The organism is Myxococcus dinghuensis (genome assembly GCF_024198235.1).
GTDB classification, from domain to species: domain Bacteria; phylum Myxococcota; class Myxococcia; order Myxococcales; family Myxococcaceae; genus Myxococcus; species Myxococcus dinghuensis.
This window is the reverse complement of the sequence record NZ_JAKCFB010000004.1, coordinates 86,954-109,247: the sequence shown is the minus strand read 5'-3', so window position 1 is coordinate 109,247 and position 22,294 is coordinate 86,954. Positions and strand designations below refer to the sequence as shown.

Sequence of the window (22,294 nt, the reverse complement as noted above, 5' to 3'; positions counted from 1 at the left end):
GTGACGGCATCCGGTTCGACATGGCCTGGCGCGGGTGTGTGGGCCGCGCCGGCTCCTGGCTATGAAAGGCGCAGTCCCGCGGGCAGCGTGTCGCCGAGCGCGCGCGCCTCGTCCGCGGCCTCCAGCGCCACCACCTCGCGCACCATGCGGACCCAGGTGTCGGCCGCCTTGGCGGCGACCAGCGCCTGGGCGGTGCGCTCGCGCAGCGCCGGGTCGATGTCGCGGGTGCGGTCCCCGGTGAGCCGGGCCAACTGCGCCGCGGCGAAGGGCGCGCCGTCGAGCTTCCGCAGGTCCAGCTCCAGCAGCAGCGACAGCCAGGCCTCCGCCGTCTCCACGTCCACCACCTTGTGGCTGCTGCCGTAGAGGGGCACGCGCGCGCCCAGCCGTCCCAGGGCCCAGGCCCAGGGGCCGCCGGACTTCGCCTCGGCCTTCAGCCGGTCGGCGATCCACCGCCCCACCTCGGCCTTCTCGCTGGGGGCGAGGTGCTCCAGCGAGGCCGCCGTGCGGACCATCTCCTCGAGGCCCTCGGGTTGGATGCCCTTGAGCTTGCCGGGCGGCGGCGCGTCGAGCGGCACCCGCCGGGCGAGGTGCGGCTGGAGATAGGCGTAGAGCTTCTGCTGCTGGGGCTCGGTGAGGCCGCCGGAGATGCGGCGCCACAGGACCCAGAACTCCGTCCACACCGCCTTGTCCGTGTGGTGCTGCACCAGCGCCTCGAACAAGCCGAAGGTCTGCTCCGCGCGCCAGCCGTCGAGCGGGTAGCCGAAGCCGGGGCGCAGGGTGAAGCCCGCCAGGTTGTAGAAGACGCGCTCGTGGTCCTCGCTGCGCCGCCGCTTGCTGGCGCCCGCGAACAGGGTGCTCCACATCTCCCGCAGCACCGGCACCCGCCACGTGTCGCGGGGCCCCAGCGCCTTCTCCAGCGTGCGCGAAAGCTGCTTCACGTCCTTGGGCCCCAGGGGCAGGGGCTTGTTGCCGTAGACGCGCTCGATGTTCTCCTTCGCCTCGACGAAGCGCGCCGGCATGGACTCCGTGACGGTCAGCTCGTGCGAGCCGCCCGTCCCGCGCAGCTCGAACTCCAGCCGCCAGCGCTCGTCCGCCACGTCGGAGACGCAGTACAGCTCCAGCGTGCCGATCTCCGTCAGCACCGCCTGCAGGTGCACCGGCACGTCCGTGACCTTTCCGGCGGCGCCCTTGAGCAGCGTGTGGATGGGGGGCAGGGGCTTGAGGTCCTCGACCAGGGGCACCAGGTCGCCCGGCTTGTCGATGCGGTCGCTCGTCGTCGAATAGAGCTGGAACTGGACGGGGCGCCCCAGGGTGAGCGTGAAGGGGCGCTCGCCCAGGTCCACCTTCTGTCCCTCCTCGAAGCCGCGCGGGATGAGGCACAGCGCGGGCTGCTCCGTGCTGTCCGCCGGGCGCTGGAGGCCCACGTAGTACGCGCGCGCCGCGCCACCGCCGATGCGCAGGCCGTGGCCGCGCCGCACCAGCCCGTAGTACGCCGCGCCGCGCGCCACGGCCAGCTCCAGCGACTCGTGGCGCAGGAGGGGGATTCGCGGGGCCTGCGGCCACCACGCGGACACGGCCTCCACCAACCGGTCCGAAATCCAGGGCGAGTTGAAGACGCCTCCGTTGAGCAGGATGGCGTCGGGGCGGGGCAGGGCGCCCTCGGTGGACGGCGTCTCGCCGAGCGCCGCGAAGCCCGCCGCCGCATGCTGCGCGAGGAAGGCCGCCAGGTGCCGCGTCACCGCCGCGTCCTGCACGTACGGGAGGCCCAGCTCCTGGAGCGCCATGCGCGCCGCGCGCCGCGGGCGGTCGGTGGGGGCGGTGAGCGGGAAGAAGCCGTCCAGCACCAGGGCCTGCGCCTCGTCGCGCGTCAGCTCCGAGGACAGCGTGCCCCCCAGGAGCCGGCTGCCTCCGCCCACGAGCGACACGCCGTGCTTCTCCGGCGGGGCCTTGCCCAGCAGCGCCTCCTTGGCGGCGCGAGCGGCCTGGATGGCCTGGGTCCACTGCGTGGCGGACAGGCGGCGGCCGTCCGGGAAGAGCTTCTCCTCCAGCCGGCGCGCCAGCGCGGCGTCCATGTTGTCGCCGCCCAGCATGAGGTGGTCGCCCACCGCGAGCCGCCGCAGCATGGGGCCCTCCGGCGACACGCCCGCGTGGACCAGCGTGAAGTCCGTGGTGCCGCCGCCCACGTCCACCACCAGCACCAGCCGGACGTGGGCGAGCGTCTGCGCCAGGTCGGAGCGGTGGCGCGCGGTGTAGTCGTAGAACGCCGCCTGCGGCTCCTCGAGCAGCGTGAACTTCTCCATCCCCGCCTTGCGCGCGGCGCTCACCGTGAGGGCGCGAGCGGCCTCGTCGAAGGAGGCGGGGACGGTGATGACCACCTCTTGCTTCGCGAGCGGCGCGTCCGGGTGCGCGAAGTCCCAGGCGCGCGCCATGTGCGTCAACAGCAGGGCGCTGGCGTCGACGGGGGACAGCTTGTGCACGTCGGCGGGGGCGCCCCACGGGAGGATGGGGGCGGAGCGGTCCACGCCCGGGTGGCACAGCCAGCTCTTGGCGCTGGAGACCAGGCGCCCCGGCACGCGGGCGCCCTGCCAGCGGGCCAGCTCGCCCACGACATAGGGCCCGCCGTCGTCACCCCAGGGCAGTCGCAGCGAATCGGCGTCCAGCTCGTGACCGGCGGGGACGTACACGGTGGAGGGCAGCAGCGCCCGGGGGGCCACCTCTCCCTGCCGGACGAGCTGGGGGATGGGAAAGTCCTCCACGGGCGCGCTCGCGCCCCGGGACGGGTCCACGGACGCCACCGCGCAGTGGGTGGTGCCCAGGTCGATGCCGACGATTCGCATACACCTCCGGTTGCCGGTCGGCGTTCTACTCCTTCATGCGGACGTTGAGCTCCAGCTTCCAGCGCCCGGAGCCGCCTTTCTCCAGGCACCGCAGCTCCAGGGTCCCCACCTCCGTCACCGCCGCCTGGAGGTTGACGGGCGTCAGGTCGCCGAAGGCCGAGGGCTGTCCGGGCATGGTCGTCTCGATGGGGGCCAGCTCGTCCATCTCCCCCCGGGCGAGCGCGTCCGCCACGTCGTCCACCATGACCCCCACCGCGTCGTCGCGGCGCAGGGACGAGGAGAAGAAGCGGAAGCTGGTGGGCTCCCCGGTGACGAGGCCGAACTCCTGTGGAGGCACGTCCGCCTGCGTCCCTTCCTCCATGCCGAAGGGCGCCACGCACAGCGCCTTCACCGGCGGCTCCATGCCGGGCACCGCGGGCATCGCCGACTCCACGCCCACGTAGTAGGCGCGCGCCGTGCCGCCGCGGATGCGCAGCCCGTGGCCCTGGCGCACCCAGCCGTAGTACGCCGCGCCGCGCGCCACCGCGAGGTCCAGGTCCGCGCCGGCCAGCTCCTTCGCGGGCGCGCCGCCGTCCGCCTCCAGCCACCCGTTGAGCACCTCCATGACGCGCGCCTTCAGGGGGCCGGCCTTGAAGACGCCGCCGTTGAAGAGCACCGCCGTGGGGTGGAGGAACGCCTTGCCGGAGACGTCCACCGGGGCGTCGTGGCTCGACGCCAGCGCCTGCGCCTGCCGCGTGAGGAACGCCGCCAGGTGCCGCGAGACGCCCGCGTCCTGGGCGTACGGCAGCGCCATCTGCGCCAGGCCCGTGCGGCGCGCGGTGCGCGGCAGCTCCGTGACGGGCGTCACCGGGAAGAAGCCGTCGGTGAGCACCCGGTCCAGCTCCTCGCGCGTCAGCTCCGTGCGCAGCGTCCCGCCGATGAGGGACGAGCCGCGCCCGGGGATGGAGATGGGCACCTCGTCGAGCGACGTGTCGCCGTACAGCGTCTCCTTCGCCTGGCGGCAGCCGTGGGTGAGGGCGTTGAACTGCCAGGTGTCCAGCTTCTTGCCCTCGCCGGCCAGCCGCTGGTTGAGCGTGTGCGCCAGGGCGAGGTCCATGTTGTCGCCGCCCAGCAGGATGTGGTCGCCCACCGCCACGCGCAGCAGCTCCACCTCGCCGCCGTTGTCGCGCACGGTGATGACGGAGAAGTCGGAGGTGCCGCCGCCCACGTCGACGACGAGGATGACCTCGCCCGGCTGCACCTGCTGGCGGAACGTCTCGCCCATGGCCTCCAGCCACGCGTACAGCGCGGCCTGGGGCTCCTCCAGCAGCGTGAGGTGCTCGATGCCCGCGGCCTTCGCGGCCTCCAGCGTCAGCTCTCGCGCCGCCGCGTCGAAGGACGCGGGGACGGTGACGATGACGTCCTGGGCGGCCAGGGCGTTGCCGGACTCGTCCCGCTCCTTCGCGAAGTTGGCGTCCCAGGCCTCCTTGAGGTGGCGCAGGAAGCGCGCGGACGCGTCCAGCGGCGACACGCGCTGCACGTCCTCGGGCGCCTGCCAGGGCAGGAGGGCGGAGCGCCGGTCCACGCCCGGATGGGACAGCCAGCTCTTGGGCGAGGACACCAGCCGCGTGGGCACCTTGGCGCCGTGCGCGCGGGCGAACTCGCCGATGACGGTGGTGGCGTCCTTGTTCCACGGCAGCGCGAGGCTCCCGGGTGGGAACTCCTGCGCGGCGGGCAGATAGAGGAAGGAGGGCAACAGCGTGCGCGCCTCCACCGTGCCGGGCGCGGTGAGCTGGGCGATGGGCAGCATGGACTGCGCGCGCCCCCGGGGCTTGCCCTCCTCGAGGTTGAAGTACGACACGGCGGAGTGGGTGGTGCCGAGGTCGATGCCGATGGAATAGCGGGCCATATCGGGCTTGAACTCCTTCAGGGCTCCCTTTTGTCCGAGGGAAGTGTCTCGGGGGCGACGCTCAGGCGAGGTCGACCTCCGCGGGAGCGAGCACCCGCGGGTCCATGGCCGCGCTCACCGTGGGGAAGCGGACCTCCGTGGCCACCCAGCCGTGGTGGCGCAGCGTCCCGGCGTGCGGCGGCTGCCCCGTCACGTTGCCCGTCAGGCGGATGCGCTGGGCGTCGAAGCCCGCCGGCACCGTCACCGCGTCCCCCTCCGACTGGGGGACGACGGGCTGGAGGCTGACGTACTGGCCGAGCACCTTGCGGCACCCCTCGTGGACCGTGCGCGAGGCGGCGCCCACCTCGGCGTCCGAGTAGGCGGCCACGTTCTCCTGGAGGAAGTCGACCAGCCGGCCCTCGCGCTGGAGCATCCCCAGGAGCGTCAGCGCGCTGGCGTGGACGCGCTCGGGGGGCAGCTCGACGGGCTTCTCCACCCGGGGCGCCTCCACCTTGGCCGGCGCGGGGGCGGGGGCTCCGGAGGGAAGCTGGTGGAGCTGCCCGGCGTCGAAGGCCCGGCTGGCTGGCAGGACGGCCTGGGCGAAGTCGCGGGACACGAGGCAGCGCCAGAAGCAGAGCCAGGCGAGCCAGAAGCGCGCGAAGAACGACAGGGAGGCAGGCTGGTCAGTCATCGGCTCCGGATAACAAAGCCCGCCTGCTTTGCAATTCGGCAGTCGCCGGAATTGCCCCAAATGCAAAGGGCCTCACGGTTTCCCGTGAGGCCCTTCGTTTTCAACGTGGTGGAGGTGGACGGGATCGAACCGACGACCTTCGCATTGCGAACGCGACGCTCTCCCAACTGAGCTACACCCCCACATGGGGACTTCTCGCGACCGGGGTCGCGTCCGGCGGTTTGGGGCCGCCGAAGTGGAACGGGCTAGTACCGGACCCCTCCCCGCCTGTCAAGCGCAAGCCGTAGAGCCTCATCCGGCTGATTGACGTACCGCGCAGCGGGTGCCATAAAAACCCCTCTTCTCCGGTGTACCCTTCTCGCCCGGTGCCCCTTCCCCGGTAATGTCTACCTCCCCTTCGAAGACGTTGAGCCCGGCCGAGCTCGCAAAGCTCGAACACGCGTTCGCCTCTGATCCGTCCTCCGCCGCGTACAAGCCCCTCGCGGAAGCGTACCTGAGCATGGGGCGCTTCATGGAGGCGATGGTCGTCTGCAAGAAGGGCGTGAAGGCGCACCCCAATGTGGCCGACCCACGCCTGCTCCTGGCTCGGGTCTACGCCGAGCAGGGCAAGGACAAGAAAGCCCTGGAAGAAGCGCTCGGCGCGCTCCAGGTGCAGCCGGAGGACAAGATCGCGCTGCGGATGGCGGGCGCGCTCCAACTGAAGACGGGGGAGACGGAGCCTGGGAAGGCCAACCTCCTGAAGGCCTTCGCGGCGGACCCCGGGGACCCCGACACCGTCACGCTGCTGCAGCAGCACAAGATCGAACCGCCGCGTCCCGCCGCGCCGGCCCCCGCGCCCGTGGCGGCCCCGGTGGCGCCCACCGCGACGCAGCAGTCGGCGGCGGCCCTGGCGTCCGCGGCCGCGACCACCTCCGCGCCCGCCACGGAGTCCGCCCCCGCGCCTTCGCCGAAGCCCGCGTCGAGCCCGCGTGCTCCCTCCGGTCCCGCGTCCGCCGCTCGCGCGGAGTCCCGCCCCCAGCCTCCCCGCCGGCCGCAGCCCGTGGAGGAGGAGGAGGTCGAGGACGAGGACGACGAGTCGCCGCGCAACCGCCGCGCTCCCCAGGGTGGCAAGGGCGGCAAGCTGATCACCATCGCGCTGCTGGTGGCGCTGCCCCTCTTCATCGCCGGCTACGGCTGGTACACCGCGCACACCCGCAAGGTGGCGCGCGAGCTGAAGAAGCACCTGGAGGCGTCCGCGGAGCTGCTCAAGCGCGACTCCTTCGACAGCTACAAGAAGGCCTGTGAAGAGGCGGACAAGGCGCTGGAGGTCGACGCCGACTCCGCCCAGGCCCACGGCTACCTCGCGTACGCCTACGCCATCCGCTGGGGTGAGCACGGCGGCGGCGACAACGCGCGCCGGCTGGCGGAGGAGCACCTCGCCGCGGGCACCAAGACCAAGGACGTCAGCTCGCACCTCATCGCGGCCGAGGCGCTGGTGCAGACCTACGGCGGCAAGGGCAAGGACGCCCTGGGCAAGCTCGAGGAGACGGTGAAGGGCCTGGACTCCCAGGGCCGCTCCAGCTCGCTGCTCTACCTGACGCTGGGCCTCATCCAGATGAACGCCGGTGACCTGGACCGCGCGCGCGACACGCTGGAGCGCGCGCAGACGCTGGCGCCGGACGACCCCCGCGTCTACTCGGGCCTGGGCACGGTGTACCGCCGGCTGGGCCAGGACGGCACGGCGTGGAAGATGTACGACTTCGCGCTGCGCTACGAGAAGGACCACCCGGAGTCGCTGCTGGGCCGGTCGCTGCTGATGCTGGAGCAGGACGAGCCCAACTATCCGCTCGTCCACACCATGCTGAAGAAGCTCCTGGAGGCCGAGCCGCCGCCCTCGCCGCGTCAGCTCGCCGCCGCGCACCTGGCGCGCTCGCTGCTCATCAGCCGCGCGTCCGCGGCGATCGCGGACAAGAAGCCCGACGAGCAGAAGAAGGACGCGGAGCTCGCGGGCGTGCCGGTGGAGAAGGACAAGGCGCGCGCGGAGGTGCTCAAGAGCGAGGAGACGGGCTTCACGCTCGACAAGCAGAACCCGGAGCTGCACCTCATCAAGGGCCGCCGCCTGCTGTCCGAGGGCAACTTCGACGCGGCCGCCGAGGAGATCCGCAAGGCCATCCGCGTGGACGGCTCGCGCGCCCAGTTCCACGTCGAGCTGGCCCGCGCGCTCATGGGCAAGCAGGGCGGCGAGAAGGAAGCCGCCGACGCGCTCCAGACGGCGCTCAAGACCATGGGCGACAGCCCCAAGCTCGTCGTCATGCTGGGCAACGCCTACCGGCGCCAGGGCAAGCTGGACGAGGCGCTCACCCAGTACCAGCGCGCGGTGAAGGACCCCAAGGCGAAGAACCCCGAGGCCCGGCTGGCCATGGGCTCCATCTACCGGGAGCGCTCGGATTGGCCCAAGGCCCAGGAGCAGTTGGAGAAGGCGAGCCAGGAGTTCGTCGGTCAGCCCGAGCGCTCCGCCATGGCGCTCACCGAGCTGGCGCGCGTGTTCCAGGGCAAGGGCGACGCCTCCAAGGCGGACGAGACCTACCAGCGCGCCCTCACCGCCGACGAGGGCTTCAGCGCGGCGTACTACTACTACGCCACGCTGCTCTCGAAGGACTCGAAGCAGGGCGCCAAGGCGAAGATGCTGGCGCAGGAGTACCTGAAGCGCGACCCGAGCGGCGAGCACGCCTCGGCGGCGAAGTCGCTGTCGGGCGGGTGAGCCACCCCACCGTCGGGGTGGATGGGTGACAAGCGGGGCTGATGCTCGCGGGCAGCGACCCGTGGGGTCAGCCCCGTCGTCGTGGTTGCCCGGGGCCCCCGGCCGGCGCTATGCCCCGGGGACGTGGTCTCCCTGGACTGTCCGGACATGCGACGTGGTACGTGCCGCGGGGCGAGCAGCCGTCCGCTCCTGGCGCGTGACGGCGACGTGTCCTTGCCCACCCCCGGGTGGTGCCTGTATGGGAGGGCCCTTCCCCTGACGGCAGCGAGCCTGTCGCACCTAGCCCTGGAGTCTGCTTGAGCGCGCGTGCTGAGTCCGTGTCGACGACCGCGTCCGACCTGATCTCCCTGATGAAGCCCCGGCTCTCCAGCCTGGTGCTCATCACCACGGCGGGAGGCCTCTTCCTCGCGCCGGGGCCCCTGTCCGCGGGCCACGCGCTGGTGACGCTGCTGGCCACGGCCGGCACGGTGGGCGCGGCCAACGCGCTCAACTGCTACTGGGAGCGGGACAGCGACCGCTACATGGCGCGCACGCAGAACCGGCCGCTGCCGTCCGGGCGGATGGAGCCGACGGTGGCGCTGTGGTTCGGCATCTCGCTGGCGGCGGTGTCCCTGCCGGCGCTCGCGCTGGGGGCCAACCTGCTGACGGCGGCGCTCGGCCTCCTGGCGCTGCTGAGCTACGTCCTCGCCTACACGCCGCTCAAGGCGCGCACGTCGGCGGCCATGCTGGTGGGCGCCGTGCCGGGCGCGCTGCCGCCGCTGATGGGCTGGACGGCGGTGACCGACCGCATCGACGGCGGTGGGTTCGCGCTCTTCGCCATCCTCTTCCTGTGGCAGATGCCACACTTCATCGCCATCGCGCTGTTCCGCAAGGAGGAGTACGCGGCGGCGGGGCTCAAGTCGATTCCGCTCGAGCGGGGCGACGAGTCCAGCCGCGCGCAGATCGTCCTCTACCAGGTCGCGTTGGTGCCCATGACGCTCCTGCCCTTCCAGTTGAACATCGCCGGCACGTGGTACCTGGCGGCGGCGGTGGTCCTGGGGCTGGGCTGGCTCGGACAGGGGGCGTGGGGATTCTTCCGCCGCCTGGGAAACCCCTGGGCCCGCCAGACGTTCTTCTTCTCGCTGTTCTATCTCACCGGCCTCTTCGCGGCGATGTGTCTCGACCGCATCCCCCGCGGTTAGCGCGGGGCAGCCGGGGGGACGCCGCCCATGCCTGATACCTCGGTCTCCACCTCGCCGGCTCCGCTGCTCCACATCGAGGGGCTCACCCGCCGCTTCCGCGACCGCGTCGCCGTCGACGGGCTCACCCTGTCCGTGCGTCCGGGGGAGATCCTCGGGCTGCTGGGCCCCAACGGCGCGGGCAAGTCCACCACCTTCCAGATGCTCGCCGGGCTGATGGCGCCCGACGCCGGGCGCGTCACCTTCGCGGGCCGCGCGCTGGCGCTGAGCGATCCAGCCCTGCGCCGGCAACTGGGCATCATCTTCCAGCGCGGCAGCCTGGACGACCTGCTCACCGCGCGGGAGAACCTGCTGCTCGGCGCCCGGCTCTACGGGCTCACGGGGGAGCGGGCGCGCGCGCGGGTGGAGGCCATGCTCGCGCTCATCGGGCTGGCGGACCGGGGCGACGAGCGGGTGGGGACCTGGTCCGGGGGCATGCGCAGGCGGCTGGAGCTGGCCCGGGCGCTGGTGCACCAGCCGCGCGTGGTGCTGATGGACGAGCCCACGCAGGGCCTGGACGAGGCGGCCTTCCGGACGTTCTGGGCGCACCTGAAGCGGCTGCGCGACGCGGAGGGGCTCACCGTGCTGTTGACCACGCACCGGGCCGACGAGGCCGAGGTGTGCGACCGGCTGGCGGTGCTGGACGCGGGGCGGCTGGTGGCGTGCGACACGCCGGCCGCGCTGGCCGCGCGCATGGGCGGCGACATCCTCTCCCTGGAGTCCGCGGACGCCGAGGCGCTGGCGCGCGACGTGCGCGAGAAGCTGGCCCTGGAGGCGAAGGTGGTGGACGGGCGGGTCCAGGTGGAGGTTGCGCAGGGCCACGCGTGGGTGCCCCGCGTGGTGGAAGCCTTTCCGGCCGGGCGCCTGTCGTCCGTGTCGCTGCGCCGGCCCACGCTGGCGGATGTGTTCCTCCAACTGACCGGGCGCGCGCTGGGCGCCGACGTGCCGACCGCGGAGCCCGCGCCGAGGAGACGCCGATGAACGCCGAGATTTCCACCGCCCCCGCGCCGCTCGCCGCCGGTGAGCCCGCCGCCTCACCCCCGGGGACGCTCGCGCTGCAGTGGGCGACGGTGCGCGTGCTGATGGCGCGCGACGTGGTGCGCTTCTTCCGCCAGCCCAGCCGCGTCATCGGCGCGCTGGCGCAGCCCGTCCTGTTCTGGTTCGTCATCGGCTCGGGCTTCGCCGGCTCGTTCCGCGTGGAGGGCGCGCAGGGGCTCGGGTACCAGCAGTTCTTCTTCCCGGGGGTCGTCACCATGGTGCTGTTGTTCAGCGCCATCTTCGCGACCATCACCGTCATCGAGGACCGGCGCGAGGGCTTCCTCCAGGCCGTGCTGGCGGGGCCGGGCTCGCGCCTCGCCGTGGTGCTGGGCAAGGCGCTCGGCTCCTCGGCGATCGCCCTCATGCAGGCGTCGCTGTTCCTGCTGCTGGCGCCGCTGGCGGGCGTGAGCGCGTCCACGCTGAACCTGCCGCTGCTGGTGGCGGTGATGGTGCTGTCGGCGCTGGCGCTCACGGGCATGGGCATGTCGCTGGCCTGGTGGGTGAAGTCGAGCGCGGGCTACCACGCGGTGATGAGCATCGTGATGCTGCCCATGTGGGTGCTGTCGGGCGCGATGTTCCCGCTCAAGGGCGCGGGCACCTGGCTGTCGTGGGTGATGCTGCTCAACCCCATGCGCTTCTCCGTGGAGGGCGTGCGCCGGGCGCTGTACGGCGCGCAGGCGTCGCTCGCGGTGGGCTCGCCCATGTCCGGCGCGGGGCTCGAGGTGCCGGTGTTGCTGGTCTTCGCGACGGTGTTCCTGGGCCTGGCCGCGTTCAGCGTGAGTCGCCGCGAGTAGGCCCCTGGGGCGGAGCCGTTGGACATGCCCGCGTCCTTTGGCTACGAGGGAACGCGGACGATGTACCGGTTCGCTCGAGGAGATTTCACGATGACGCTGCGCACGCTCGGCCTGTCGATGGTGGGAGTCGTGGGCCTGCTGGCCCTGCCCGCTTGCAAGAAGGAGGGGACGCCGCCGCTGCCGCCTCCCACCACGCCCGCGCCCGTCGCGGGTCAGGGCGCCCAGGTGCACGAGGCGACGCCCATCCAGGCCCCCGAGGCGCAGCAGCCCGCCGCTCCCGCCGGCAAGGGCGAGGTGAAGGGGACGGTGTCGTTCACCGGGACGCCGCCTCCGCCCGCGGACCTGCCCGCCAACAGCGATCCGGCATGCGAGGGGCGCGGCGACAAGGAGCAGTCGCTGCGGGTGCAGGGCGGCAAGCTGGAGAACGTGGTGGTGCGCATCAAGGGCGCCGTGCCGGGCGCGCCGCCCGCGCCGACCACTCCGGTGGTCGTGGACCAGTCGAAGTGCACCTACGTGCCGCGCGTGCAGGGCGCGGTGGCCGGGCAGTCGGTGATGTTCAAGAACAGCGACGGCACGCTGCACAACGTGCGGGGCGTGGTGAGCACCCGCGCGGCCTTCAACGTGGCGCAGGCGCCCTCCGGCGCCCCGGTGGAGCGCAAGCTCCCCACCGAAGGGGACGTGCTGAAGCTCAAGTGCGACATCCACCCGTGGATGACGGCGTACATCGTGAGCAACCCGAACCCCTTCTTCGCGACCACGGGCGCGGACGGGGCCTTCTCGCTGAAGGGCCTGCCGGCGGGGACGTACACCGTCGAGGCGTGGCACGAGACGCTGGGCACGAAGACGGCCGAGGTGACGGTGAAGGACGACGCGCCGGCGACCGTCGACTTCGCCTTCTCCGCCTCGGACGCGCCGGCGAAGCCGTAGTCCCCTCGTCGGGACTCATCGCCACGTGTCGGAGCCATCCGGCCAGGGGGAGGTCGAGTGCCCCGGGCTCGCGCGGGTACGCGGAGGGTACCTGCGCGCGCTGGGGCTCGTGTTCTGCGTGGCGTTCGCCTCGCTGCTGCCGCAGGTGTCCGCGCTGCTCGGCCCGGAGGGCCTGAGTCCGGCCTCGGAGTGGCTGGGATGGGCCCGCGAGTCGCTGGGCGGCGCGGAGCGATGGCTGCGGCTGCCCACGTGGCTGTGGCTCACGGGGGCGAGCGCCTCCGCGCTCCAGGGCGTGCTCCTCGCGGGGTTCGCGTGTGGCGCGGCGCTCACCCTGGGCCTCGCGCCTCGCGCCGCGCTCGTGGGGGCGTGGTCCTGCTACCTGTCCATCACGGTGGTGGGCGGGCCTTTCCTGAGCTTCCAGTGGGACGTCCTGTTGCTGGAGACGGCGCTCGTCTCGCTGCCGCTGGCGGGTGGGCGAGGGGCGTCGAGTCGCGGGCCGGTGCTGCTCGTGCGTTTCCTGCTCTTCCGGCTCATGTGGATGTCGGGCCTGGTGAAGCTGGCGAGCGGGGACGCGACGTGGCGCGACTTCTCCGCGATGGAGTACCACTACTGGACGCAGCCGCTCCCCGACGTGGCCGCGTACTTCGCGCACCAGCTCCCCGCGGTGGTGCAGCGCGCCAGCACGGCGGGCATGTTCCTCCTCGAGCTGGTCGTCCCGTTCCTCCTCTTCGGACCCCGGCGCGCCCGGCTCGCCGCCGCGCTCCTGCTGGCCCTGCTCCAGGTGGGCATCCTCGTCACGGGGAGCTACGGCTTCTTCAACCTGTTGACCCTCGTGCTGTGCATCGCCGCGCTCGATGACGGCGCGCTCCAGTGGTTGCGTGCGCCCAGGCTTCGCCGCCCTCCGGTGGCGGGCGGTCTGGGAGCGCCTGTCCCGGGTGGTTCGACGGAGCCGCCGCCCGGGGCCGCGCTCGCGAGCCCACCGGTGGAGGGTTCGGGGATGCCCTCCTCGCGGGAGTCCGTCTCGGGCGCGCCGTCGGCGTCGCCGCCCGAGCCCGGGGGGCGTCTCCTGCCGGCGAACCGCTGGCGCCTGCCCGGAGGCGGCGGGGCATTCTCCCGGCCATGGGCGCGTCGCGTGGCCTTCGCGCTGCTCGCGGTCAGCTACGGGGTCCTCGCGGTGACGCTGGACGTCGGTCGGCTCACGGGATGGCGTCCGCCGGCGCCCATCGCGGCGGTGGAGGAGGCCATCGCGCCGTTCCGGAGCATCAACACCTACGGCCTCTTCGCGGTGATGACGACGCGGCGCGAGGAGGTCGTCATCGAGGGCAGCGACGACGGCCAGGTGTGGCGCGAGTACCTGCTGCGGTGGCGCCCGGGGCGCGTCGACGAGGCGCCCCGGTACGTCGCGCCGCACATGCCCCGCCTCGACTGGCAGATGTGGTTCGCCGCGCTCTCGTCCTGCCGGGACAACCCCTGGCTCCTGCGCCTCCAGGACGGCCTGCTGCGTGGCGAACCCTCCCTGCGAGGCTTCTTCCAGGCCGACTCGCTCCCGGACCTCGCGCCGCGCTTCGTGCGCACGGTGCGCTACGCCTATCGCTTCACGGACCTGGCCACGCTGCGCGCGACGGGGGACTGGTGGTCGCGTCGGGAGGTGGGCGCCTACTGCCCACCGCTCACGCTGCGGGACGGTCGACTGATGCGGGCGGACCTTCCTTCTTCACCGTGAAGCCGACGCGCGCGCCTCCGCCTTCGCGGTTCTGCGCGAAGACCTCGCCGCCGTGCGCCTGGGCGATGCGCTGCACCAGGGCCAGACCGAGCCCGAGCGAGCCCGCCTCCCGCGCCTCGACGCCCCGGTCCTTCCGATAGAAGGGCTTGAAGATGCGCTCCTCTTCGCCGGCCTGGAGTCCGGGGCCCCGGTCGTCCACGCAGAAGGAGAGGTGCTCGCCCTGCTGTTCGATGCGCAGCGCCTCCGCGCCACCGCCATGCTTGCGCGCGTTGTCCAACAGGTTGATGAGCGCGCGGCCCAGCAGCGTCGCGTCTCCCACGAGGCCCGTGTCCGGCAACGACGTGTCGAGCAGGCTCGCGGCGAGTCCGGCGCGCTCCAGGGCCTGGGTCGCCAGCGTCCGCGCGTCGAGCGCCCGGGGCGTGAGTTGTCCGAAGTCGAGCCGCGAGCTGGCGAGCAGCTCACCCACGAGCGCGTCCAGCTCCACGACCTCCCGGTCCACCTGGTCCAGGGTCTTCGGGTTGCCACCGCCGTCGCGCAGCAACTCCGTCAGCACGCGCAGGCGCGCCAGTGGCGTGCGCAGCTCGTGGGAGACGGCGGCGAGCAGCTCGCGTTGATCCGCCACCTGCTTCTCGATGCGCGACGCCATGTCGTTGAAGGCCACCGCCAGCACGGTGAACTCACCCGTGGCGTGGGGCACGACCTCCGCCCGCGACTTGAGCTTCCCCGCGCCCAGGGCCTCCGTCGCGCGGACCAGGGCGTCCACGGGCTTGGCGAGCCGCCGCGCCATCTTCCCCGCCGCGATCCAGAAGACGAGCCCCGCGGCGAGGAGCGGGACAATCATTCGCAACGGGTCCTTCGCGCGATTGCTCCCATAGCAGAAGCGGACCTGCCCGAGCTCGAGCGACCCCCGCGTCACGGGGATGGTCAGCTCGGAGTGCTTGCAGGGGCCGCCCTCCAGGACGAGCACCTTGCCGGAGGCGTCCTGGAGCTCCACGTCGACGTCCAGGTCCGCCGCCACCGAACGCGCCAGGGCGTCGCGGCGCGCGGGCTCGTTCCAGACCTCCTCGAAGCGGTGCCCGGCGAAGTTGCGCAGCCGCGCCATCTCCTGCTTCCACGTCGTTCCGCCGACGAGGTTGAACACCGACGCCGTCACCACGCCGGTCATCAGGATGGTCAGCCCGAACCACAGGAAGAGGCGGCGGTGCAGGCGCGCCCGGACGAAGTGTCCCAGCCGCCCCATGCGCCAGTAGTGGCGCTTCAGCCGCTCCCGCTGGTGGTTCCACCGGGGCGGGTGCCCGTCACGGCCCCAGTTCCAGCGTGGATGCCCAGGGCGACCGAGCCGCGGGTCCCCGCCCTCGCCCCCATGCCTGCTGGCCTCGTCCGGGGTGTGGACCCACTGGCCGTCCTGGGTCGTCTCGCGCGCTTCGCGCTCGTCCCTGAGCCACCGGGCCAGGTCCTCGGCGTCACCGAAGTGGCCACCCCAGGGACTGCACTGGTCGCGCTTCCATTCCTTCCAGGCGCGCTGCTGCTCGCTCAAGGCCCGGCGGTGCTCCTCCCAGGCCCGGCGGTGCTCCTCCCAGGCGTTGCGGTGCTCCTCCCACGCCTGCCGGTACTCGTCGTCGCAGGGGTCCACGGGCTGCTCGCGCGCGGAGGCGGAGTCCGCGCGCCCGTCCTCCGGGCCGCGCGGGTGGGGGGCGCCATCCTCTGGCCGGGGGGGCGCGCCGGGGCCGTACCGGTCCTCGTCGTGTCGCCAGCGGCCGCGCCCGCGCTTGCCTCGCCAGCCCATCACGCGCCCTCTTTGGCGAACACATAGCCGACGCCGCGCACCGTCTTGATGAGGCGCGTGCCGACGTCGCCCAGCTTCTGGCGCAGGTGGGAGATGTGGACGTCGACGGTGCGCTCGCCCACCACCGTGTCGCTGCGGCCCGCCTCGCCCAGCAAGGCCTCGCGGGGGATGACCCGGCCGGCCCGGCGCACCAGCGCCACCAGCAGGTCGAACTCCAGGCCCGTCAGGTCCACCATCTTCCCCTCGGCGCGCACCTCGCGCCCTGCCACGTCGATGGACAGCCCGCCCGCCTCGAGCCGGTCCGCCACCGCCGAGGGCTGGGAGCGGCGCAGCACCGCGCGCAGCCGCGCCAGCAGCTCCCGGGGGCTGAAGGGCTTGGGCAGGTAGTCGTCCGCGCCCAGCTCCAGGCCCACCACCCGGTCCGTCTCGTCCCCCTTGGCGGTGAGCATGACGACGGGGATGCGGCTCTTCGCCCGGATGCGCTTGCACACCTCCAGGCCGTCCATGCCCGGCATCATCACGTCGAGCAGCACCGCGTCGTAGGCGCTGGCCTCCAGCGCGGCGAGCCCGCGCCCGCCGTCGGCGGCATGGGTCACGCTGATGCCGTTCTGCCCCAGGTACTGCGCGAGCAGCTCGTACAGCCGGGTGTCGTCGTCGATGAGCAGGACACGAGTGGACATGGACCGTGGGGACTCTAGCGCGCCCCCGCCAGGGCCGCCGGGGACTGCGAGGGGAGCGGCGCCTCGCAGGCCGCGGATGCGGGCGGGGCAGGGGAAGTCGGGGCGGTTCCCGACTCGTCGAAGGCCCCGGAGGGAGGGCCATTCCACCGGGAGCCCCAGTGCTCCCGCCAGCCGCCGTGACAATGGCGGTGGCGGGAGAGGCTGGCGAAGCCGGAGGCATAGCCGCCCACGGTTCCCAGGGCGAGCAGGACGATGAGCAGTCGACGGCGACGAGGGTGCATGGGAGTCGTTCCTCCTCGGGTGCTCGGCCGGGGGCTCAGACCATCCGCCGGTCGTCGTCATGCCACCGGCCGCGGCCGCCGCAGTGGCGCCCATGCCAGCCGGGGCCCCCCCGCCAACCGTGCTCGCCGCGCCAGCCATGGCCCCAGCCGTGCTCGAGCAGGTCCGCCAGCTCCCGGCGCTGCCGCGGGTCCAGCGCCTCGTGCACCTGGGCGAGGGCACCCTGGAGCACCCGGCGCGCCTCCTCCAGCGCCACGTCGTGCTGGGTGAACAGCTCCCGCACCGCCGCGCCGTCGAAGTGCTCGCCCCGCATGGCGGCGCCCAGGGTGGTCCGGCTGGGCCTCACCTGGTCGCGCAGCTTGGAGAAGGCCTCGAACACCTCCTCGGCCGCCTGGATGATGACCTTCTCCTGCCCGGGGGAGGTCTCCAGCCGCTCGAACAGCCAGCGCAGCCGGAACCGCCAGCCCCAGCGCGCCCCGCGCCCTCCCGGATGGTGGCGCCAGTGCCTGCCTCCCCGCATCGTGTAGAAGAGTCCGGCGAGGCACGCGGTTCCGAAGACGAATCCGAACATGGGTCCTGCTCCTTCAAGCAAGGGGCCGGGCTCGTCGGAGTCCGGCGCCGTGGGTGATGGGCGGGAAGGTAGAGGGGGGGTGTGAAGGGCGCGCCCGGCCCCGGTGAAGAAATGTGAAGGGGGGCGCCCGGGTCGGGATGAATGGGCGGATGTGGCCTGTTGACCGCTGGAGCGACGGTCCACCCCCCGAAAATGTCCTCTGCGTGACGCCTGCCTGCCCGATGGGTGGGGTTCAGGTGGACAAATGAGGTCGGAGGGTAGATTGTCGCGGCAGTGCCGGGGCGATGTCCGCCCCGCACTGGTGGTCCGGCTGGTCCCGGGTCGCCACCTAGCAAGAGAAGAAGGTCACATGGCAATCGGTACTGTGAAGTGGTTCAACGACGCCAAGGGTTTCGGCTTCATCGCGCAGGACAACGGTGAGGACGTTTTCTGCCACCACACCGCCATCAACATGGATGGCTTCCGCACCCTCCAGGAGGGGCAGAAGGTGGAGTTCGAGGTCACCCGCGGCCCCAAGGGTCTGCAGGCCCAGAACGTCCGCGCGGTCTGATTTCGTGCGGTAAAATTGGCCACCCTTGAGTGAGCCCGAGGCCCGGTCTTCCACGTGAAGGCTGGGCCTTCGTCTTTGCGGGGCATGTGTCCCCGGCGGGCGGACGGGCTGGCGAGCCTTCCACGCCGCCTCCCGCGTGGCTTCCCTACCTTCATCACGGATGGAGCGCGGCGCGCGGCCTTGCGTCGCCTCACCGCCACCCGAGCGTGAAGGAGCGAAGTCATGGGCGACACGAGCGTGAAGAAGGTGGAGAGCCGGCGCTCCCCCAAGGGGGAGATGGGGCAGAAGTACCTGGCCTCGGGCGTGCGGCTGTCCATGCGGTTGTGGGAGGACGAGCCGCCTGGCGAGCCCAAGCCCGCCGCCGCGCGGGACTACGAGACGGTGGGCTTCGTGCTCGAGGGGCGCGCCGAGCTGCACCTGGAGGGGCAGGTCATCCTGCTCAACCCCGGTGATTCGTGGCTCGTGCCCCGTGGCTCCAGCCACACCTACAAGGTCTTGGAGACGTTCTCCGCCGTGGAGGCGACGAGCCCTCCGGCGTCGGTGCACGGTCGCGACGAGGGCGAGGCGAAGTCTCCCGCCAAGGCCTGAGGTGGGGCCGCCGCGTCGGGCAGGGGCGGAAGTCCCGCCCCGGTCCACCGCTCGCGCCAGGCGTGGCGGAGGTCCGGCGTGAGCGCTGCGCGAGCCGCTCCGGGCATGCGCGTTGGACGATCGCTCGGGCAGATGGGTGAAGGTTCAGATGTCTCGCGCACGTCGCACAGGTGCGGTCATCCGCGCTCGAGATGTCGCCGAGGGGATGTCTGGGATTCTCGAACCTCGCGAGAGGAGGATGTCGGGTGTGTGCGTTAGAGTCCGAGCCCCCCTCGATTGGAGTCTCCGATGAGAACCACACCCCTCGTCCTCCTCCTGCTCCCGTTGTCTGGTTTTGCCGCCGTGAAGAGCGTGTCCACCGTGGCGGAGCTGCAGTCCGCGCTCGCGTCCGCGAAGGCCGGGGACGACATCGTGCTCGCGGATGGCACCTACACGGTGAACGCGAACCTGAACTGCGCGGCGGAGGGCACCGACGCCCAGCCCATCACCGTGCGCGCGGCGAACCGCCACGCGGCGCTCATCCGCTTCAACGCCGTCGAGGGCTTCAAGGTGTCGGGACGCGCCTGGGTCTTCGACGGGCTCACCATCGAGGGCATCTGCTCCCGGGACCAGGACTGCGAGCACGCCTTCCACGTCACCGGTCACGCGGAGGGGTTCGTCCTGCGCAACAGCCGCGTGCGGGACTTCAACGCGCAGCTCAAGGTCAACGCGACGAAGAACGCCAGCGGTGTCTACGAGATGCCCCACCGGGGACTCATCGAGCACAACGACCTCTACGACACGCACCCGCGCGCGACGGGGACGCCCGTCACCAAGCTCAACATCGACACGGGCGACGACTGGGTGGTCCGTGACAACGAGCTACACGACTTCTCCAAGCAGGGGGGCATCGCCTACGGCGCCTTCATGAAGAGCGGCGGCAAGCGGGGCCTCTTCGAGCGCAACCGCGTCGTCTGCGCGAGGGACCTGCCGGCCTCGGACACGCGCATCGGCTTGTCCTTCGGCGGTGGAGGGACGGGTGCGGAGTTCTGTGCGCCGGCCTTCGACCCGACCGTGCCGTGTGATCCCGAGCACTCGGACGGCGTGATGCGGAACAACATCGTCGCCAACTGCTCGGACGTCGCCGTCTACCTGAACCGGGCCGCGCGAACGAAGGTGCTCTTCAACACCTTCATCGGCACGTCGGGCGTGGACTTCCGCTTCGCGTCCTCCTCCGGCGAGGCCCACGGCAACGTGTTGTCGTCCGTCATCCGGGGCCGCGACTCCGGGAGCTTCACGGCGGGCACGAACCTGACGAACGTGGCCACGGCCACGTGGACCGCCTGGTACACCGCGCCGCTCCAGGGGGACTTGACGCTCAAGGGCTCCGTGTCCCAGCTCGTGGGCGCCGCGTCCGCGAACTCCTCCGTCACGGACGACTTCTGCCAGCGCCCCCGCCCGGCTGGCTCCTACACCCTGGGCGCGCTGGAGCACTCCCTGGGCGACTGCAAGCCCGGTTCGGGTCCGTCCGACGGCGGCACGGGCACGCCCGACGCGGGGGCCCCGGATTCCGGGAGCGGCACTCCGGACTCCGGGACGGGCGTGTCGGATGCGGGGCCTGGCGCGACGGACGCGGGGACCGGGACGGACGCAGGCTCGAACCCGGGACCGGGCGTGGACGAGGATGACGGTGGCTGCAGTGCCAGCCCGGGCCTGTGGCCCATCCTCCTCGCCCTGTTGCTGCCGCTGAGCCTGCGCCGCCGTCTCCGCTAGCGCACGGCCCTGTCGCCCACCTGCCCGCCCAGGTCCCCATGACGAACCCTCCGTCCTGGGGACCCGCGCCGGGGCCTCGGCTCAAGGACAGACGCCAGGGCTGCCATCCACGAGGGGGTCGTTGGGAGGGTTCAGGATGAGCTCCACGACGCCACTGTCGGGCGAGTAGTCGAACGTCTGGGAGATGTCGACCTCGGGGCCCGCGTATCGCGTCGCCTCGTCCGCCAGGGTGAAATAGGGGACGGTCACAGTCACCGGGCCGAAGGAGAGGGGTTGGACGTTGCACCCGCCTCCCGGTTTCACATAGCGCAGTCCTTCCCACACGAATTCCACGGTCTCTCCCGGGTTGATGCCGTACGCGCGCGGATAGTTGTTCCCCATGCAGATGATGTCGGCCTTCGGGCAAGAGCAGCTTCGGAAGCCCGTGCCACGAAGCTCCCCTTGGGCGACCTGGATGTTGTTCGCGACGGTGGGCGTCTTCTGCGTGGTGAGGAGCTTGGCCGCACACGTTCCGATGTTCGTGATGCGCAGCAAGACGCCAGGCCTCTCGACGGGGCCCGCATCGGGTTCGGGCGTGCTCGCGTCCTCCGGGTTCCCCGCGTCCTCGTCGCTCCCCGCGTCGCGTGGGGCCATGGAATCGTCGCAGGCAGGCCCTGCTCCGATTCCCGTCGCCACCACGACGGCCCACAGCCACTTCCCCCGCCGCATGTCCGTGCTCGCTTCCGGCCCCGTTGCTTCACATCCTAGCGCTTCTCGGCCCGCCCAAGCCCAGTCATTCAAGGCACGGTGACGGTCACAGGGGCGCTCCGCTGGCCATTGCCCGCACGGTCCGCGACGACCGCGACGATCACGTGTGTGCCCGGCTTGCCCGTGCTGTCCCACGTCCTCACGAAGGGCGGGGCGCCGGAGATCGTCGTCTGGAACACGCCGTCGACCTCGAAGGCGAGCCCGAGCAGCGCCTGGGAGTCGCTCGCGTTGGCGGACAGCGTGACGATGCCGCTGACCACCGCCCCATCGGCAGGCGCGGTGAGGGTGACGGTGGGCGGATCGTTGTCGACCACGAGGCCCCGGGTGAACGTCCTGGCGTTGCCCAGGTGGTCGGTCGCGCGGAGGCTGACGTTGTACGCGGTGTTGGCCAGCCCGCGCGTATCCCACGAGAAGGTGTAGGTGACGTCCCCTTGGCCAGGTTGTGAGGCGAGGACGACGCCTTCCTGGAGGAACTCCGTCAGGGCTACGCCGGAGAGGTTCTGGTCGGTGACCAGCCAGCCCACCCTGACGACGTCCCGCACGAAGTTCAGCGTCTGGGAGTTGTATCGAGGCGCTCCCGACACGATGACCGGCGCGACGTTGTCCACCAGGACGCTCACCTCGCTGGAGGTGCCCGTGTTTCCGGCCGCGTCGAAGGCCTGGGCGGTCAGCCGGTGCGTCGTCGAGGCCACCACCGTCGTGTCCCAGGTCACGGTGAAGGGCTCCTGGGTGGCGGAGCCGATGAGCGAGGTGCCGTCGTAGAAGTCCACGCGCGCCACCCCCACGTCATCGGAGGCGCTCGCCGTGAGCTCGGTGAGGCCGCGAAGGAAGCTGCCGGGTTCCGGGGCCGTGAGCTCCACGGAGGGGGCCGAGAGGTCGACGAACAGCGGATGGCCTGGCGGCTTGTCACTGTCTTGTCGCGCGGAGGAAGGGAGTTCCTCCGCCGTGTTCGGGACGTCACCGCAACCAACCGAAGCCAGTGCACCCACACCGACCAGCGCGGCGGCGAAGGTGCGGACCCCTCTCGAAACGATGCGCATGTGGATTTCCCCTCGGGCTCGGGCGCCCTCAGGGATTGGGGGCGCGCCATGAATTGATATATCAAGACATGAGAGGCAAGGCAGGTCGTCGGTCGAAGGCGCACAAAAGGTGATGTGTATGGCTGGGAGAGACGAGGCCGCCCATGGGCACGTCGAGACCCCCGACTCCCAGTGGGATGGAATAAATCCTGCCAGGTCATTCCAGAGAGGGATTGCCGCCCGGGGGAGGCAGGGGCGGATGTCAATCATTGTCGACGTCGCGCGGCCAAAGGGGGCGGTGTGTGTCGTGTATGTCCTGGACTCACGGGCTCGACGAGGTGAGGGGCTTCGCGTCACGGCGACGTCAACTCCCGACTCCGGGGTGCTGGCGTCGAAGCCAGCCAGGAGTCGTCCCGGTTCGACCGCGGCACGCGCTCCGCCATGTCATCTTCGAGGAGCTTGCTTGACAGTGACAGGCCCCGAGGCGC

The 22,294-nt window shown here is 71.9% G+C and carries 18 protein-coding genes and 1 tRNA gene; 9 read left to right on the top strand and 10 right to left on the bottom strand.

Features of this window, described 5'->3' with window-relative positions; all coding sequences use genetic code 11:
* Window positions 1-59 precede the first annotated feature (59 nt).
* The 4 genes from LZ198_RS07495 to LZ198_RS07480 all read right to left on the bottom strand — a co-directional run bounded on the left by LZ198_RS07495 (window position 60) and on the right by LZ198_RS07480 (window position 5,577).
* Window positions 60-2,837, bottom strand: a complete 2,778-nt coding sequence (locus LZ198_RS07495; protein WP_253971195.1) for an Hsp70 family protein — start codon at window positions 2,835-2,837, stop codon at window positions 60-62.
* Between the two features lie 25 nt (window positions 2,838-2,862).
* Complete coding sequence (locus tag LZ198_RS07490) at window positions 2,863-4,725, bottom strand: Hsp70 family protein (protein ID WP_253971194.1); 1,863 nt, start codon at window positions 4,723-4,725, stop codon at window positions 2,863-2,865.
* Between the two features lie 61 nt (window positions 4,726-4,786).
* Window positions 4,787-5,395 (bottom strand): DUF2760 domain-containing protein, encoded by a 609-nt coding sequence (locus tag LZ198_RS07485; protein WP_253971193.1) that lies wholly within the window; start codon window positions 5,393-5,395, stop codon window positions 4,787-4,789.
* A 106-nt stretch (window positions 5,396-5,501) separates the two neighbouring features.
* Window positions 5,502-5,577 (bottom strand) — tRNA-Ala (locus LZ198_RS07480).
* A gap of 200 nt (window positions 5,578-5,777) precedes the next feature.
* On the opposite strand from LZ198_RS07480, the gene LZ198_RS07475 reads away from it, so the two are divergent.
* The 6 genes from LZ198_RS07475 (at window position 5,778) to LZ198_RS07450 (ending at window position 13,834) form a co-directional block, all read left to right on the top strand.
* Window positions 5,778-8,135, top strand: a complete 2,358-nt coding sequence (locus tag LZ198_RS07475; RefSeq protein ID WP_253971192.1) for a tetratricopeptide repeat protein — start codon at window positions 5,778-5,780, stop codon at window positions 8,133-8,135.
* A 296-nt stretch (window positions 8,136-8,431) separates the two neighbouring features.
* Window positions 8,432-9,316: a heme o synthase gene (gene cyoE / locus LZ198_RS07470; protein ID WP_253971191.1), complete on the top strand. Its 885-nt coding sequence runs from the start codon at window positions 8,432-8,434 to the stop codon at window positions 9,314-9,316.
* A 27-nt stretch (window positions 9,317-9,343) separates the two neighbouring features.
* The gene (locus LZ198_RS07465; protein ID WP_253971190.1) at window positions 9,344-10,333 is read left to right on the top strand and encodes an ABC transporter ATP-binding protein; all 990 of its coding nucleotides are present in this window, start codon (window positions 9,344-9,346) and stop codon (window positions 10,331-10,333) included.
* On the top strand, window positions 10,330-11,184 hold the full coding sequence (locus LZ198_RS07460; protein ID WP_253971189.1) for an ABC transporter permease: 855 nt from the start codon (window positions 10,330-10,332) through the stop codon (window positions 11,182-11,184). The genes LZ198_RS07465 and LZ198_RS07460 overlap by 4 nt, the downstream gene beginning before the upstream one ends.
* 90 nt (window positions 11,185-11,274) lie before the next feature.
* Entirely contained in the window at window positions 11,275-12,111 is an 837-nt protein-coding gene (locus LZ198_RS07455; RefSeq protein WP_253971463.1) for a carboxypeptidase regulatory-like domain-containing protein, read from the top strand.
* Window positions 12,112-12,136: 25 nt separating this feature from the next.
* The gene (locus LZ198_RS07450; RefSeq protein ID WP_253971188.1) at window positions 12,137-13,834 is read left to right on the top strand and encodes a lipase maturation factor family protein; all 1,698 of its coding nucleotides are present in this window, start codon (window positions 12,137-12,139) and stop codon (window positions 13,832-13,834) included.
* Here LZ198_RS07450 and LZ198_RS07445 read toward each other — a convergent pair.
* From LZ198_RS07445 to LZ198_RS07430, 4 genes are read right to left on the bottom strand one after another with little or no spacing between them, the layout of a single operon-like run.
* Window positions 13,782-15,620: a sensor histidine kinase gene (locus LZ198_RS07445; RefSeq protein ID WP_253971462.1), complete on the bottom strand. Its 1,839-nt coding sequence runs from the start codon at window positions 15,618-15,620 to the stop codon at window positions 13,782-13,784. The two genes, LZ198_RS07450 and LZ198_RS07445, sit on opposite strands and share 53 nt — an antisense overlap.
* Window positions 15,620-16,300, bottom strand: coding sequence for a response regulator transcription factor (locus tag LZ198_RS07440; protein WP_253971187.1), 681 nt, complete (start codon window positions 16,298-16,300; stop codon window positions 15,620-15,622). The genes LZ198_RS07445 and LZ198_RS07440 overlap by 1 nt, the downstream gene beginning before the upstream one ends.
* A 14-nt stretch (window positions 16,301-16,314) precedes the next feature.
* A complete protein-coding gene (locus LZ198_RS07435; RefSeq protein WP_253971186.1) occupies window positions 16,315-16,581 on the bottom strand; it encodes a hypothetical protein in 267 nt (88 codons plus the stop codon).
* 35 nt (window positions 16,582-16,616) lie between these two features.
* The gene (locus tag LZ198_RS07430) at window positions 16,617-17,150 is read right to left on the bottom strand and encodes a Spy/CpxP family protein refolding chaperone (protein ID WP_253971185.1); all 534 of its coding nucleotides are present in this window, start codon (window positions 17,148-17,150) and stop codon (window positions 16,617-16,619) included.
* A 349-nt stretch (window positions 17,151-17,499) separates the two neighbouring features.
* Between LZ198_RS07430 and LZ198_RS07425 the strand changes: the two genes are divergently transcribed.
* The 3 genes from LZ198_RS07425 to LZ198_RS07415 all read left to right on the top strand — a co-directional run bounded on the left by LZ198_RS07425 (window position 17,500) and on the right by LZ198_RS07415 (window position 20,040).
* Window positions 17,500-17,700 carry a cold-shock protein gene (locus LZ198_RS07425; protein WP_234064826.1) on the top strand — a complete coding sequence of 67 codons (201 nt, stop codon included), beginning with the start codon at window positions 17,500-17,502 and terminating at the stop codon, window positions 17,698-17,700.
* 222 nt (window positions 17,701-17,922) lie between these two features.
* A complete protein-coding gene (locus tag LZ198_RS07420) occupies window positions 17,923-18,288 on the top strand; it encodes a cupin domain-containing protein (protein WP_253971184.1) in 366 nt (121 codons plus the stop codon).
* A gap of 288 nt (window positions 18,289-18,576) precedes the next feature.
* On the top strand, window positions 18,577-20,040 hold the full coding sequence (locus LZ198_RS07415) for a chondroitinase-B domain-containing protein (RefSeq protein ID WP_253971183.1): 1,464 nt from the start codon (window positions 18,577-18,579) through the stop codon (window positions 20,038-20,040).
* A gap of 81 nt (window positions 20,041-20,121) precedes the next feature.
* On the opposite strand, the gene LZ198_RS07410 is transcribed toward LZ198_RS07415, so the two are convergent.
* Both LZ198_RS07410 and LZ198_RS07405 read right to left on the bottom strand, forming a co-directional pair.
* Window positions 20,122-20,673, bottom strand: a complete 552-nt coding sequence (locus LZ198_RS07410) for a hypothetical protein (RefSeq protein ID WP_253971182.1) — start codon at window positions 20,671-20,673, stop codon at window positions 20,122-20,124.
* Between the two features lie 143 nt (window positions 20,674-20,816).
* Entirely contained in the window at window positions 20,817-21,827 is a 1,011-nt protein-coding gene (locus tag LZ198_RS07405) for an Ig-like domain-containing protein (RefSeq protein WP_253971181.1), read from the bottom strand.
* Window positions 21,828-22,294: the final 467 nt, after the last annotated feature.